Origin of the sequence: Micromonospora profundi (genome assembly GCF_011927785.1) — a bacterium.
In the GTDB taxonomy this organism is placed as follows: domain Bacteria; phylum Actinomycetota; class Actinomycetes; order Mycobacteriales; family Micromonosporaceae; genus Micromonospora; species Micromonospora profundi.
In genome coordinates this window covers 6,186,171-6,200,000 of the sequence record NZ_JAATJK010000001.1, presented here as the reverse complement: position 1 = coordinate 6,200,000, position 13,830 = coordinate 6,186,171, and the positions used below count along the sequence as shown (strand labels likewise).

General features: G+C 69.7%; 14 protein-coding genes. 7 read left to right on the top strand and 7 right to left on the bottom strand.

The features are described 5' to 3' along the window. Positions 1 to 311 precede the first annotated feature (311 nt). Positions 312 to 566, bottom strand: coding sequence for an SCO4848 family membrane protein (locus tag F4558_RS27745; RefSeq protein WP_167946650.1), 255 nt, complete (start codon positions 564 to 566; stop codon positions 312 to 314). Between the two features lie 156 nt (positions 567 to 722). Here F4558_RS27745 and F4558_RS27740 point away from each other — a divergent pair, with 156 nt between their 5' ends. From F4558_RS27740 to F4558_RS27720, 5 genes are all read left to right on the top strand, one after another. Beyond that, the gene (locus F4558_RS27740; RefSeq protein ID WP_167946648.1) at positions 723 to 1,193 is read left to right on the top strand and encodes a PRC-barrel domain-containing protein; all 471 of its coding nucleotides are present in this window, start codon (positions 723 to 725) and stop codon (positions 1,191 to 1,193) included. 261 nt (positions 1,194 to 1,454) lie between these two features. Then, positions 1,455 to 2,513, top strand: a complete 1,059-nt coding sequence (gene trpS, locus F4558_RS27735; RefSeq protein ID WP_053651361.1) for a tryptophan--tRNA ligase — start codon at positions 1,455 to 1,457, stop codon at positions 2,511 to 2,513. A gap of 121 nt (positions 2,514 to 2,634) precedes the next feature. Next, a complete protein-coding gene (locus F4558_RS27730; protein ID WP_197281394.1) occupies positions 2,635 to 2,979 on the top strand; it encodes a YciI family protein in 345 nt (114 codons plus the stop codon). Between the two features lie 3 nt (positions 2,980 to 2,982). Beyond that, a complete protein-coding gene (locus F4558_RS27725; RefSeq protein ID WP_167946646.1) occupies positions 2,983 to 4,239 on the top strand; it encodes an RNA polymerase sigma factor in 1,257 nt (418 codons plus the stop codon). 20 nt (positions 4,240 to 4,259) lie between these two features. Beyond that, positions 4,260 to 4,850, top strand: a complete 591-nt coding sequence (locus F4558_RS27720; RefSeq protein WP_053651367.1) for an HAD family hydrolase — start codon at positions 4,260 to 4,262, stop codon at positions 4,848 to 4,850. Between the two features lie 4 nt (positions 4,851 to 4,854). Here the strand turns inward: F4558_RS27720 and F4558_RS27715 are convergent, their stop codons facing one another. The 4 genes from F4558_RS27715 to F4558_RS27700 form a co-directional block, all read right to left on the bottom strand. Continuing rightward, positions 4,855 to 5,826, bottom strand: coding sequence for a quinone oxidoreductase family protein (locus tag F4558_RS27715; protein WP_197281378.1), 972 nt, complete (start codon positions 5,824 to 5,826; stop codon positions 4,855 to 4,857). Between the two features lie 101 nt (positions 5,827 to 5,927). Beyond that, positions 5,928 to 7,010, bottom strand: a complete 1,083-nt coding sequence (locus F4558_RS27710) for a WxL protein peptidoglycan domain-containing protein (RefSeq protein ID WP_167946644.1) — start codon at positions 7,008 to 7,010, stop codon at positions 5,928 to 5,930. Positions 7,011 to 7,099: 89 nt separating this feature from the next. Beyond that, complete coding sequence (locus tag F4558_RS27705; RefSeq protein WP_167946642.1) at positions 7,100 to 9,079, bottom strand: purple acid phosphatase family protein; 1,980 nt, start codon at positions 9,077 to 9,079, stop codon at positions 7,100 to 7,102. Positions 9,080 to 9,221: 142 nt separating this feature from the next. After that, a complete protein-coding gene (locus tag F4558_RS27700) occupies positions 9,222 to 10,439 on the bottom strand; it encodes a HupE/UreJ family protein (protein ID WP_167946640.1) in 1,218 nt (405 codons plus the stop codon). Positions 10,440 to 10,620: 181 nt separating this feature from the next. Here F4558_RS27700 and F4558_RS27695 point away from each other — a divergent pair, with 181 nt between their 5' ends. Next, positions 10,621 to 11,283, top strand: a complete 663-nt coding sequence (locus tag F4558_RS27695) for a type 1 periplasmic-binding domain-containing protein (protein ID WP_167946619.1) — start codon at positions 10,621 to 10,623, stop codon at positions 11,281 to 11,283. A gap of 120 nt (positions 11,284 to 11,403) precedes the next feature. Beyond that, complete coding sequence (locus tag F4558_RS27690; protein WP_167946617.1) at positions 11,404 to 11,985, top strand: dihydrofolate reductase family protein; 582 nt, start codon at positions 11,404 to 11,406, stop codon at positions 11,983 to 11,985. Between the two features lie 124 nt (positions 11,986 to 12,109). On the opposite strand, the gene F4558_RS27685 is transcribed toward F4558_RS27690, so the two are convergent. Together F4558_RS27685 and F4558_RS27680 are read right to left on the bottom strand one after the other, a co-directional pair. Next, positions 12,110 to 12,568, bottom strand: coding sequence for an NUDIX domain-containing protein (locus F4558_RS27685; RefSeq protein WP_167946615.1), 459 nt, complete (start codon positions 12,566 to 12,568; stop codon positions 12,110 to 12,112). Then, positions 12,565 to 13,809, bottom strand: a complete 1,245-nt coding sequence (locus F4558_RS27680) for an ATP-grasp domain-containing protein (protein ID WP_053651380.1) — start codon at positions 13,807 to 13,809, stop codon at positions 12,565 to 12,567. Before F4558_RS27680 ends, F4558_RS27685 begins: the two co-directional genes overlap by 4 nt. Positions 13,810 to 13,830: the final 21 nt, after the last annotated feature.

Here is a 13,830-nt window from a genome sequence, read left to right as displayed (position 1 = left end):
CCGGTCGGTCTCGCTGCGCCAAATCCGCCTCACGGCCGATCCGGCGAGCCCCGCCCGGACCGCGTCGCACAGGAGCGAACCCCTGCTTGACCCGGTGCCAGTCCGTTTCGGGGCTCCAGAACTTTCGTCCCGTTTGCCCCGTTCCGCGCTGGCAGAGAGAAAGTTACGCGCCTGCGGGTTTGATCGTCAAATCCGTGGGTAGCGGTCCGCGTCACACTTCCGCCGCGGCCGGATGGCTCACCTCGGAGGGGCGGACTGGCGGTCCGGCGAGCGTCGATCGAGGTGGCAGGCGTCGAGCTGCTCCGGAGAGGTCAGGACGCCTGCCGCCGACGGGCGGCCAACCAGGCCCGGACGCCCAGGACGCCGACTGTCGTCCCGATGAGCAGCGACGCGGCGATCAGCAGTGCGTGCACCCAGAGGAAGCTCGTGCCGGCGCCGTCGGCCACCGTGCCGGACGCCCAGGAGCGTGGGTCGTTCCAGATGGCGACAGCGAACCTCGGCCAGATCACCCAGGTCCAGATCCCGACGCCGACAAGGAAGAGGGCCCACCCCCGTGACAACACCATGGCAGTCGAGTATGCCAGCGGCCCTGCTCAACAGCCTGATCACGGACGCGAGCCGGCGTCGACGGGTCCTGCCGGTGGGGAGCGCGTCCGTTTCCGGGGACAGCCTGGTGGGCACTGCGAGAGGGGACAGCTTGTCGCCGTCCACCGGAGGTGCCCATGCAACCCTCGATCTTCAATCCCTGGACCTGGCGGGACCCGTCCGCCCTCGCTGGCGGGTACGGCCAGACCACCCCGTCGGTCACACCGCCGCAGCGCCAGGACGGCGGGGACGGCCGCCCGGACGCACCCGGACCCGGAACGCCCGTGGACCTGGTGGGCTACCAGGTGCAGGCGAGTGACGGGCGCATCGGCACCATCGACGAGGCGAGCGACGAGACCGATGCCGGGTACCTGGTGGTGGACACCGGGCCGTGGATCTTCGGCCAGAAGGTGCTGCTGCCGGCCGGCACGGTGGCCGAGGTGAACCACCAGGAGCGCGTCGTGCACGTCGACAGGACCCGGCAGGAGATCAAGGACGCTCCGCCGTTCGAAGCGGAGCAGGTCGACCCGGAGTACCGGGAGCGCGTCGGCAACTACTACAGCGACCGGTACGTTCCGCCCCCCGGGTCGGCGCCGCGGGTAATCTGAGCCTGTGGTCCAGACGGGCAGCTGCACATCGGAGACGGTCGACGATCTCCTGACTGTTGTGGTGCCCCCGTTCCCGACCAGCTCCGGCGACGGCCGTGAGCAGCTCCTGGATGTCCTCCGTGCCGGTGGCCTGCGCTACCGCGCCGGCGCGCGATGGCGGACGGCTCGCTGAGTCGATCCCGCCGACCGAGCGGGGCGGATTCGCCCCGCTCGACGCGCGCCCACGCGTAGCCCACCTTCCCGCACGAAAGGCACACCACCATGTCCGTCCCACGCATGCTCACCGGCGACCGGCCAACCGGTCGCCTGCACCTCGGCCACTACGTCGGCAGCATCGCCAACCGGGTGCGGCTGCACCAGCGGTACGAGAGCTTCTTCATCATCGCCGACCTGCACATGCTCACCACGCGCAACCGTCGCGAGGACATCGACCAGGTTTCCGGCAACGCCCGGGAGATGGTGACCGACATCCTCGCCGCAGGCGTCGACCCGGACCGGGCAACCTTCTACCTCCAGTCGGCCATCCCGGAGGTGGGCGACCTCAACACCCTGCTACAGAACCTGGTGACCGTGCCGCGCCTGGAACGGGTGCCGTCGCTCAAGGACATGGCCCGCGACGCTGGCAAGGAGGAGATGCCGTACGGGCTGCTGGGTTATCCGGTGCTCCAGGCCGCTGACATCCTCTGCGTGAAGGGCGAGGTGGTCCCGGTCGGCAGGGACAACGCCGCGCACGTCGAGGTGACCCGGGAGATCGCCCGGCGGTTCAACCATCTGTACGGGCCGGTCTTCCCGGTGCCTGAGCTGATCCAGGCGGACACACCGAGTCTGGTGGGTACCGACGGCGCGGCGAAGATGAGCAAGAGCCGGGGCAACACGATCGCCCTCTCCGACGACCCGGCAACTGTGCGCCGGAAGGTGCGCGGGATGTACACGGACCCGAACCGGGTACGGGCGGACGTACCGGGATCGGTGGAGGGAAACCCCGTCTTCGCGTACCACGAGGTTTTCAACTCGGACCGCGACGAGGTCGCGGACCTGGCCCGGCGGTACCGGGCCGGGCAGGTGGGTGACGTGGAGGTCAAGGAGCGCCTGGTCGTGGCGCTGGAACGGTTCCTGGCGCCGATCCGGGAGCGGCGGGCGGAGATCGAGGCGGACCGTGGGCTTGTCGACCGGCTGATCGTCGAGGGCACCGAACGGACCCGGCAGGTGGTGCGGCATACCCTGGTGGAGGTACGCCGGGCGATGGGGTTGACCGGCGCGTACCAGCAGGTGCGGCGGCGGGCCGAGCGGAGCCGTCGCCGGACGGACGCCCCGGCCTGAGACCGTCGGACGGCGGGCCGCGAAAAGTTCTCCGACTGCCGTGTCGACATCCTCGGGCTTCGTTCGTCGTCATGCTGTACGGCGACCCTGCCGCACCGAGAGGAGCCAAAACGTGAAGTACATGCTGCTGTACATGAGCGCCGCCACCGACGCGGAGGCCGGCGACCAGTGCACCTTCGAGGACTGGATCCGCTACGAGCGGGAGATGAAGGATTCCGGGATCTGGGTTTCCGGGCACCCGTTGCAGGACCTGACGACGTGCACGAGCGTGCGGGTCGGCGCGGACGGCGAACGCACGATCACCGACGGGCCGTTCGTCGAGACCCGCGAGGTGCTCGGCGGGTACGACATCATCGACGTCCCGGACCTGGACGCGGCGCTGAAGTGGGCGGCGCGCAGCCCCGGGGCAACCGGCGGCGCGTCGGTGCAGGTGCGTCCGATCGCCGAGATCCCGGTCGGGGTCTGACACGTGCGCGGCGAGGGGGCAGCTGTCGGCTCGTCCGTGGAGGCGGTGTTCCGGGAGGAACGCGGACGGCTGCTCGCCTCGCTCGTGCACCGATTCGGCGACCTGGACCTGGCCGAGGAGGTCACCTCCGAGGCCATCGAGGCGGCGTTGGTGCACTGGCCGGCCGAGGGTGTCCCGAGCCGGCCCGGCGCGTGGCTGCTCACCACGGCCCGCCGCCGCGCCGTGGATCGGCTGCGTCGCGACCGGGTGCTGGCGACCCGGCTCGCGGTGCTCCAGGCGGAGGCCGAGCGGGCCGGGCCCGCTCCGCCCGCCGATGCCGACCGCGACCTGCCCGACGACCGGCTGGCGCTCTTTTTCACCTGCGCGCATCCGGCCCTTCCCGCCCAGGATCGCGGGGCGCTCACCCTGCGCTTCCTCGCCGGTCTCACCACTACCGAGGTCGCGCGTGCCTTCCTGGTGCCGCCGACGACAATGGCCCAGCGGCTCGTCCGGGCCAAGCGGAAGATCCGGGACGCGCGCATCCCGTTCCGGGTGCCCGGCGCCGACGAGTTGCCCGAGCGGCTGCCCACGGTGCTCCAGGCCGTCTACTCGATCTTCACCGAGGGGTACGCGGCAAGCTCCGGCCCGGACCTGCAGCGGACCGACCTCACCGAGGAGGCCATCCGGCTGGCCCGGATCCTGCGCCGGCTGCTGCCCGGCGAGCAGGAGGTCGCCGGGCTGCTGGCGTTGATGCTGCTCACCGACGCCCGGCGTGCCGCGCGAACCGGCCCGGACGGCGAGGTCGTCCTCCTGGACGACCAGGACCGCACCCGTTGGGACCACGCGATGATCGACGAGGGGCGGGCGTTGGTGCTGGTAGCGCTCACCGGAGGGCAGCCGGGCCCGTACGGCGTGCAGGCGGCGATCGCCGCGCTGCACGACGAGGCCGCCGATGTGGCAAGCACCGACTGGCCGCAGGTGGTGGCGCTCTACGACGTGTTGCTGACCATGGTCCCCTCGCCGGTCGTGGCGCTCAACCGGGCTGCCGCCGTGGCGATGCGGGACGGGCCGGAGGCGGGGCTCGCGCTGTTGGACGGGTTGGCCGACGATCCACGGCTGCGCGGCTACCACCTGTATCCGGCGACCCGCGCCGACCTGCTGCGCCGGCTCGGCCGCGACGACGAGGCCGCGGCGTCGTACCGCAGCGCGTTGGCTCTTGTCGGCACGGAGCCGGAACGGGCGCACCTGCTGCGCCGGCTGGCGTCCGTGGCGGACGACTGAAGCGCTGTACCCTTTCCCCGGTGAGTCTGCCTCTGCCTCCCGGTGAGTTCGCCGCGTACCTGTTCGACTGCGACGGCACCATCGTCGACTCGATGCCGCTGCACTATCTGGCCTGGCAGCATGCCCTCGACGAGTGGGGCTGCGAGTTCCCGGAGGACCTCTTCTACGCGTGGGGCGGGCGGCCGACCGCCGACATCGTTGTGGCGCTGAACGAGCAGCAGGGTCTGCGCATGCCGGTGGCGGCAGTCGTCGAGAACCGTGAGCGCTACTACCAGGAGTTGCTGCCGCAGTTGGCCGCCGTGCCGGAGGTGCTGGCGCACATCCACGACGCGCACCGGCGGGTCCCGTTCGCCGTCGTCTCCGGCAGCACCCGGGCGTCGGTCACCTCCTCGCTCGACGCGCTCGGTCTGCTGGACCGCTTCGACGTGCTGGTCTGTGCGGACGACTACACCCGTGCCAAGCCGGACCCGGAGGCTTTCCTGCTCGCGGCGCGGCAGCTGGGCGTACCCCCGGATTCCTGCCTGGTCTTCGAGGACACCGACCTGGGCATCCAGGCCGCGACCGCGGCGGGCATGGCGTCGGTACGCGTGCCGCAGCAGCGCACCGCGTGACGCCTCAGGCGATGGTCAGCAGCAGCTTGCCCAGGTAGGAGGTCTCCAGGCGCTGGTGTGCCTCCCGTACCTTGCCCAGCGGGAACTTCTCGGCCACGTGCACCACGAACGGCCCGGCCTCGATCAGTTCGTTGAGGCGCTGCAACTGGCGGGGGTTGGATACACCGTCGTACGCCCGGACCTGCACGCCGGGCCGTTCGCTCGGCTCCGGTCGCACGCCGTGGGCGAACGCGACAGCGCCACCGTCGGCCAGCGCCTCGGTAAGGCGGTCGAGCGTTTCGCCGCCGGCCATCGCCAGGATGCCTGCCACCCCGTCGGGTGCCGAGTCCCGGATCCGCGCGAGCAGCTCGGCGGTGTCGCCGTGGCCGTCGAGGGACACGTCAGCACCAAGCCGGGTCACCAGAGCCACCCCGTCCGGGCCGGAGGCGACGGCGATCACGTTGAGCCCCTGCCGCTTGGCCAACTGGACGGCCAGGTGGCCCTGACCGCCGCTCGCCCCGAAGATCAACAGCCAGGCGTTGGACGGCAGGCCGAGGGCGTCCAGTCCGGCTAGGGCGGTAAGCGCGTCCGTGGACAGGGCACCGGCGTGCTCGGCCGGCACACCGTCGGGCACCTTCGCCACGTACTCCGCCTTCGCCACCGCGTACTCGGCGTAGAAGCCGCCCTTCGGTCGCGTGGTGGCGGAGACGTAGACGAGGTCGCCCTCCGCGATGCCGGTGACCTGGCTGCCCACTGTGACGACCGTCCCGGCGCCGTCGGAACCGGGCACGATCGGGAACTCGGTGCCCTCGGGCACCAGCACACCCTGCCGCTCGAACACGTCCCACACGCCCACGCCGGCGCTCAACACCTTGATCAGCACCTCGTCGGCGGCGACCTCCGGCACTGGCAGTTTCCGCAGGGTGATCACTTCCGGCCCACCGAACTCGTCGAAGGCCGCGACCTGCATCCGCTCTGGCACATCCCCGTCAATCATCTGGAATCCCCCTCCGTGCCGGCGTCATCCGTCGCAGCATGCCGGCTACGCGGTGCTGCCGGCCCTCGGCTGGGCGGTGTTCACCCACAAGGGGCCGGGCGTCAGGCCGTCTGCGTGCCCTGGCCGCGCAGCGCCTTGGCGACGGCGTCCCGGACCCGGGCGTCCTCCCGCGTCCTGCGCTGGGACCGGCTGCGCCGCCGGTACAGAAGAGCACCCACGAGTACGACGATCAGGGCGGCCACCGCCAACGTCAGCATCCAGGGCACTGCCCATCCGTGCGCCGTGGCCCGAACGGGCTTGAGCGAGGTGGTGGAGCCGGACACGTCGGTGAGCAGAGGTGTGAGGGTGGCGGTCGACGCGAGCCGGACCGCGGGGGTCACGCCGTGCACGGGCACCGTCACGTCCCAGCTCTCGCCGGGAAGCAGCTCCGGGGGCGCGGCGATCTCGTCGGCCCGTACCCGCAGCATGCCGAACGGGCCCGAGACGGAGACGTCCTGCTGGCCGGACAGGGCCGCGTTGCCGGTGTTGTGGATCCGGTACGAAACTGTCGCGTCGCCCTTGCCGAACGGGTTGAGGGTGCCGTCGTAGCGCACGTGGAAGTCCTCGATGACGAGGTCCGGAGTGAGTTCGCCGCCGACGCGCAGTTTGATCCGGATGCCGAGGCGACGGTCCACGTTGATGCCCTCGGCCTGGTTGGCCTGGGTCAGCGCGGTGAGGACGCCACCGACGTAGTCACCGGGCGTGGCGTTGCCGGGAACGCTGATCCGGAACGGGACCTGCGCGGTCTTTCCGGGCTGGATCACCACGCTGTCGGTGCCGGCGTGCGCCCAGGCGCCGATCGCGACGGATTTCTTGTCCCTGGTCAGCAGGTCGAGCTGGCCGGCGTCGGTGGTGAAACCGTCGGCGGCGTACACGGACAGCTTCAGTGCCGCGGTGCCGCGGTTGGCCACCACCATGGCGTCCTCGACAGTGCCGCCGGGGTTGACGTTGTAGCTGTAGCTGGACCGGGCGGCGCCGTAGCTGTTGGAGGCCGTCCGGACCGTCCAGGCGACGTCGCCGTCCGCCGCCACGGCGGGCCCGGCGCCGACGACGCCGACGGCAGCGACGGCGGCGAGCAGGGACAGAGCTGTCGTACGGAGCAGGGCGGCGACGGTGGCTTTCCGGCGCGTTGCGGTCGTTGGCATCTCGGGGTCCTCAGGCGGGTCGGAGGTGGGAACGAGCGGCGGGGTAAGCACCCGCGAAGGTGCCTACCCCGCGGCTCACACGGGGCCGGTCAGCTGCTCAGCGCGGTGATCGTGAGGGTGGCGCGGTAGCTGCCCTTCACGACGCTGTCCGGGATCTTCAGGTCCAGGTCGGCGCCGAGCTTCGCGCCGCCCCGAGGGTGGCCCTGGCCGGCCGCACCGAGGCCGCTGGAGACCGAGAGTCCCTTGCCCTGGTCGTCGAAGGACGACAGGACCGGAGCACCGGCCTCGGCGCCGGCACCGGCGTCGAGGACGTACGGGGTCCAACCCAGGTACGAGCCGGAGAACTTCTTGTCGCCGTCCTGGAAGTCACCCACGTTTGCCGAGATCGACCACGGGGCGAGAGAGCGGCGGCTGTCCGACACGAGAATCGGGTTGATCTTGCCGTTGGCCTGGAAGTAGGTGCCGTCACGCTCCTGCGCGACACCGAGGTCGACCAGACCGTTGTAGCCGTCGATCGTCCAACCGAACTCGCCCGGCGCCGGGTTCGGCACGTTGACCTGGATGGACTGGCCGTCACCGTTGTACGGGTGCACCGTCACGTTGTCGACGATCGAGCCGACCGGCTGGCCGTCCGGGGTGTTGACGCAGGAGAGGCCCTTCTCGACGGCCGCGTTCGGCGCCGCGCAGGTGCCGCTGCGGACGTTTGCCAGGACCAGCTTGTCGCCGCGCACCTGCACCTTGACGTAGCTGCGGACGTGCTCCTGGTTCTGCACCGAGTTGTACCAGTACTTGCTCGGGTCCAGCGGGTCCGGGCCATTGCCACGGATGCCGGTGCCGCTGCTGTCCGGCTTCTTGATGTCGTAGTACTTCGAGCCGGAGGCCGAGTTGGCCGTCACGTAGATGACGCCGCCCGGGCCGGGGAACACGTCGGCGGCACCCGGCTTCTCGGCCGGGTTCTCCTTCTGCCCGTTCTTGATGGAGTAGCTGCGCGAGTAGCTGTGGTCGTGGCCCTGCAACACCATGTCGATGCCGAGGTTGGAGAACGCAGTGGTGAAGTCCTCGCGTCGCTGCTTGTTGTCGCTGTCGGTCGCGTGGCTGGCAGGCGAGTAGATGGAGTGGTGGTAGACAAGCACCTTCCACTTGGCCTCGGAGCCGTGCTTGTTGACCACGTCGGTGATGTACGAGACGTGCGCGGCGTCACCGGCGTTGCTGCCGTCGGTCGACAGCTTGTAGCTGTTGCTGTTGATGTCGATGAACAGCACGTCCTTGTAGACGAACCAGTAGTCACCGCCGGACTTGGTGCCGGCCGGGTTCCCGTTGTCGTAGTACGGGGCCGACCGGTCGGTGTTCGGGGTGAAGTGGTGCTGCTCGTAGGACTTGCCGCCGACGTCGTGGTTGCCGATGGTGGCGACCACCGGGTACTGGCGCAGCTGGTCGGGCGCCATGAACGACGTCCACTGCCCCTCGTCGTTCGCGGACTCGACGTGGTCGCCGCCGGAGACCAGCAGTTCGGCGTTCGGGTTGGCCGCTGTGGCGACCTTCAGGGTCTCCTCCCAGCCGGCCTGGTCCATCAGCCGGTCGCCGGAGGAGCCGATCTGGGGGTCACCGAAGAACAGGAAGTCGTAGTCGCCCTCGAAGTCCTGCGTCTTGAATGCGTACGCCGGGGACCAGCTGCCCTCGGAGCCGACCCGGTACGAGTACGCCGTGTTCTCGCGCAGGTTGCTGATCGTGGCGTGCCGGTTGAAGCCGGTGGTCGAGGTGTTCGCCGCACCGACGGCGTCGAAGTTGACCGCGCTGGCCGGGAACTCGCCGTTGACGATCTCGGCGGTCGGGGCGAGTTGGATCTTCTGCGCGGTGTCGGCGGAGGAGTACCAGGTCACGATGCGCTGGGTCTCGTTGGCGCCGACGCCGAGGATGACGCTGCTGATCGTGGTGGACTCGGCCGCGCTGGCGCCGGTCATCAGGCCGCTGCCGAGGGCCGCGCCCATCCCGAGGCATCCGGCTACGACCCCGGCGACCAGGCGCCGCCGCACGAGCCCGGAGGCCCGTGTCGAGGTGCTCAATGTCATCGACATTGTTCCCTTTTCGAATAGAGAGATGGATTGTCCCTGCCCGACGCCGGGCAGGCGGATCCAAGCTTTCGTTGCCCGATGAACCGACAATGAACGCGATCTTGCAGATGGCTGCACTTCCCGAACTAATCAGCTCTGCTCACGACCCGGAAACACGCTGCACAAACCAGACCAGCCCCATAATGGACACGCCTGCCGAAACAGCGCCTGTCATCCAGACGCCAGCTTTCGGCGTACGGCGGCGCAGCACGAGCAGCAGCGGAAAGACGACCGCGATGATCCCCAACTGGACGACCTCGATGCCGATGTTGAACACCAGCAGGGACCACAGCAGCGTCCACGACCACGCCTCGTCGATGCCGAGCGCGCCCGCGAAACCCAGCCCGTGCACGAGGCCGAAGCAGAACACCACACCGAGGCGGATCCAGCCGGCCCGGTCCAGGCTGACGTGACCGCGTCCGGTCGTGTCCAGGTCAGCCGCGTGCTCACCGCGCCGCCAGATTCCCCACAGGTGCCAGCCGGCGACGACGGCGATCGACAGCGCGATGACCGGCTCCACGATCGTCCCCGGCACCTCGACCAGGCCCAGTGCCGCCAGCATGAACGTCACCGAGTGCGCCACTGTGAAACTCGTGGCCGCGAGCACTATCTCCCGAAGGCGCCGCGACCCGGCGATGAGCGCCAGCAGGAACAGAATGTGGTCGATGCCGGACAGCAGATGCTCGGCACCGAGCAGGAAGAACTCCCCGAACCGCTCGTACCAGGCCTGCGCTGTCGAGAAGGAGGGGTGGTCGACGTCGAGCGCCGCGCTGCCGGAGCGGCCGTCGATCTCGTAGGTGACGATCGTCTTGGTGCCCTTGACGTACCCCTCGTCGTCGGGGAACAGGCCGCTGCGCACCTCATGCTCGTCGGCTCCGCCGGTGCAGGTCCAGTCCAGCACCAGAGTCGCGTACGGCACGCCCTCGCGCTCGCCGATCGTCGGGTCGCCCACCTGACCCGGTCGGCAGGCCGCACCCCCCGCGTCGATCGAGAAGCGGTCGGCGACGTACCTCAGCACTGTCGCGGTGTGGGCCTTCAGCGCCGCCGCCTGCGCCCCCGTGTCGCCCGCCTCGAAGGCGGCGGTGCCGGCCCTGAAGAGCGGGTCGTCGTCGCCGGCATCGGCGGCCGACACGACGAGGAGGTCGTATTCGAGTTCCACAGCCGTGCGAATGTGACCCTCGTCTCCGGCGATTATCTTGGCGTACACAGTGGACGAAAAGCCGTGCGCTGACGCCGCCTTGACGCCCAGAAACGGAAACACCGCCAGAGCGATTCCGGCAGCGACGGCGACAACGGTACGGCGAACGTGCCCTGACATGCGACTCCCTCGGTTGGCCAGTGCACGTTGCATGCCGTGGGTGAACAGCGAGCCGACCGTTGACGAACCGCCGAAGAACAAACAACCGGCAGGGCAGCACGCCGATTGTCGGCGGCCGGAATTGAGATAGGAATACGAGGCAGTACGCGCACCTCTCCACACCTTCGAAAGGACGACCGCCTTGCGCCCCCCGCTTCGGGCCGTTGCCATCCTGGTCGCGACCGCCGCGCTGGTCGCCGGCTGCGACTCCAGCGACGACTGGTCACAGCCACGCCCCGCGCCCAGCGCCGTCGGCACCCTGGGCCCAGGGTTCGTCGATCCCTCGGCGAAGCCCACACCGGAGGCGACAATCACGCCGCAGCCCGGCTCGTGGGCCGGCGTCCACCCGCCGAAGGACTATCGGGTCGTCTTGCTCACCGCCGGTGACGACGAGCCGACCAGGGCCCTCGTGACGGCGGTCAAGGACTGGGCCGAGGACGAGGACGTCGCCCTTCGGACGATCACGGTAGGCACCGCCCACGACGCCGTTCCGAGCATCGTCAAGGCCATGGAGATGGGCCCGGATCTCGTCGTCAGCGCGGGCAACGACCTCATCGACGCTCTAGCGATGGTCACCCCCAACCACCTCGACGAGAAGTTCCTCGTGGTGGGCGCCGAACTGGCCGAGCCCACCCACAACGTCACAGCCGTCGACTGGTCGGGCGCGTCGTTCCGCGGCGAAGGGCTCGGCATGTCCTCGACGTACGACCCGGACTCGTTCACGGCCGAGCGGTGCGCCGCCGCCATCCGGGCGGGCGTGGCCGCCGTGCTCAACGACCTGACCGGGATCGTCGTCTGGCTCTGACGACGGGTCCTGCCCGATCGGAAACTCGGCCGGATCGACTGTCGATCGGCGCGCGTTGCGTTCGTGTAGAGGGCGAGCGGGTGACGCGCGGTGTCGCCCACCGAGTCGAGAGGTGCCGTCATGCGGAAGCTGGTGGTCATCGAGTTCGTGACGCTGGACGGGGTAATGCAGGGATTGGGGTCGCCGGACGAGGACCGCGACGGGGGGTTCGAGCACGGCGGCTGGGCAGCGCCGTACTTCGACGACATCCAGACAGCCAGTGCGGTGGAAGGGCTGCGGTCGACGACGGCGTACCTGTTCGGTCGCCGGACCTACGAGAAGATGACCGGGTTCTGGCCGAACCAGCCCGACGACAACCCGATGGCCGCACACCTCAACGCGACACCGAAGTACGTCGCCAGCCGTACTCTGACCGATTTCACCTGGTCGAACGCCCGGCGGCTCGACGGAGACCTCGCCCCGGCGGTCGCCGACCTGAAGGCGCAGGGCGACGGCACGATCGCCGTCTTGGGCAGCGGGGTGCTCGTGCAGGACCTCGTCGCGAACGACCTGGTCGATGGGTACCGGCTGTTCCTGCACCCCCTCCTACTCGGCACCGGCAAGCGGTTGTTCCGCGAGACGGCCCGGCCGAGGCCGCTGCGGCTGACCTCCTGCACGCCGACGAGCACGGGCGTGCTCCTTCTCGAGTACGAGGTGGTGTGATCCGCCGCTGCGGCCCAGCGACCGCATCCGTAAGTACCAATCGGGCTGGCCGCCGCCGGGCGGCTGATCGACGACGACAGCAACGAGTGAGGTCCGCTGGGAAAGCCACCGCCCAGCGGATCCGTCAACCCGGACCTTCCTGCAATCCCGGCAGGCTGAACAGGTTTCCACCGGATCGGCGTAGATCGTCGGCGAGCAGGTCCGCAAGACCGGGCGGGCTCAAAGTGATCGCCGCCAGCGTCTCGTGGTCCAGCCGCCGCGTCTCGAGCAGATACTCGCCCGCCGCCGGGTCGCTGAACTCCAGCCCGGTCCGCTCCGCCTCGCACCACGTCTCGATCCGGCAGAGGTAGATGTGCTGCTGGCCCGCCGGTGTGTCAAGGATGTGCCGGAGGCTGTGGATCAAGACCGCACCGCCCACCTCCTCGCGCATCTCCCGCAGCAGCGCGGCCCGGCGATCCGCGTCGTCCGGCTCCACGCCGCCACCCGGCAGGGACCAGTAGACGTCGCGGCCGGGTCGGGTGCGCCGGAACACCAACCAACCGTCGGTAGGCGTGAGGACGATGGCCCGGACCCGTACCGTCACGAGGCCGCCTGCGCGGCGACAAGCGGTGCCGGGACGCCCGACTGCGGGGTAACGGTGACCTTGGCGAACAGATCGCTGAGCCAGCTCTCCAGCACATCCGGGTCCGAGTCGGTGATCAGACCGGACAGCGGAAGGTTCTCCGGACGGTACGAGCCCTTCATCGGGGTGGGCTTGCCGGCCGGGTAGACCTGGTACGTCAGGACGCGCGGGTCGGCGAGCAGTTCGGCCGGTACGTCGACGGTGATCGGTGCACCGCCGTAGACGTGGCCGGGGAACTGGAACTCCCCGTGCAGTTCGGTGGTCTCCGGTGCGTGGATGTGCTCGGTGGCCAGCTCATCCGCCACCTCGGTGGCCATGTCCAGGGTGTGCAGGTGGATTCCGGTCCGTCGACGGAAGGCCGTCACCGTGTAGCCGCCGCCGCACCGGGCGGCCGCCTCCAGGAAGACCGGTCCCTGCGGGGTGGTGATTGCCTCCAGGTGAAAGGTAAGCGTGTCACCGCCGAGCGCACGCAGGCAGTCGACGGCGAACGCCTCCAGCTCGGGGTGGGGACGTTGGACCACGCCGAGCGGCCCGCCGTTCTCAAACGACAGGCAACTGCCCACGTACCGGCTGGCCTGGATCGCAACCGGTTCGCCACGGAACAGGAAACCATCGATCTGCCAGAGGCCACCCTCGACGTACTCCTCGACCTCGTACCGCTCGGCGAAGCTGGCGTCGCCGCGCTGCTCCCGTGCGACAAACTCGCGGGCCTGGTGGAAATCCTCGCAGAGGGACACTCCTCGGCTGGCGGACCCGCCACGCGGCTTGACGATGGTGCGGCCCCGCCATGGCACCTCCACGTCCACCTTGAGCAGGTCGGTGGCCGGCAAGAACCGTGGAACCCGCAGGCCGCGGCCGGCGACGGCGGTCTTCATCGCCACCTTGTCGCGGAAGTTGCGCGCCAGGTCGGGTCGCATACCGCGGACACCGAACTCGGCCCGAAGCTCGGCTGCCGGAGCGATGAGCAGCTCGTGCCGGGTGAGGATCCGATCGAACGGCGGCCACGCCAGCAGCCGGGGACGCAGCTGGTCGACCACCGGCTGGTCCGGCTCCAGAACCACCCTGGTGCAGCGCACGTCAGCCGGGATCGTGTCGATGTACCCGGCAGTGCCGGCGTACGTGACGTCGTGGCGGGTGTGATCGAAGGCGTTGGCGTACCCGAGGCGGTCGAACTTGTTCTGGTGCAGGACGAGGATGCGCACGTATGCCTCCAATTGCTCGTC

What these genes read in the sequence shown, in the direction of transcription:
- F4558_RS27745 (WP_167946650.1), bottom strand. Translation starts at nt 566, where the DNA reads ATGGTGTTGTCACGGGGGTGGGCCCTCTTCCTTGTCGGCGTCGGGATC.
- F4558_RS27740 (WP_167946648.1), top strand. Translation starts at nt 723, where the DNA reads ATGCAACCCTCGATCTTCAATCCCTGGACCTGGCGGGACCCGTCCGCC.
- trpS (WP_053651361.1), top strand. Translation starts at nt 1,455, where the DNA reads ATGTCCGTCCCACGCATGCTCACCGGCGACCGGCCAACCGGTCGCCTG.
- F4558_RS27730 (WP_197281394.1), top strand. Translation starts at nt 2,635, where the DNA reads ATGCTGCTGTACATGAGCGCCGCCACCGACGCGGAGGCCGGCGACCAG.
- F4558_RS27715 (WP_197281378.1), bottom strand. Translation starts at nt 5,826, where the DNA reads ATGATTGACGGGGATGTGCCAGAGCGGATGCAGGTCGCGGCCTTCGAC.
- F4558_RS27710 (WP_167946644.1), bottom strand. Translation starts at nt 7,010, where the DNA reads ATGCCAACGACCGCAACGCGCCGGAAAGCCACCGTCGCCGCCCTGCTC.
- F4558_RS27705 (WP_167946642.1), bottom strand. Translation starts at nt 9,079, where the DNA reads ATGACATTGAGCACCTCGACACGGGCCTCCGGGCTCGTGCGGCGGCGC.
- F4558_RS27700 (WP_167946640.1), bottom strand. Translation starts at nt 10,439, where the DNA reads ATGTCAGGGCACGTTCGCCGTACCGTTGTCGCCGTCGCTGCCGGAATC.
- F4558_RS27690 (WP_167946617.1), top strand. Translation starts at nt 11,404, where the DNA reads ATGCGGAAGCTGGTGGTCATCGAGTTCGTGACGCTGGACGGGGTAATG.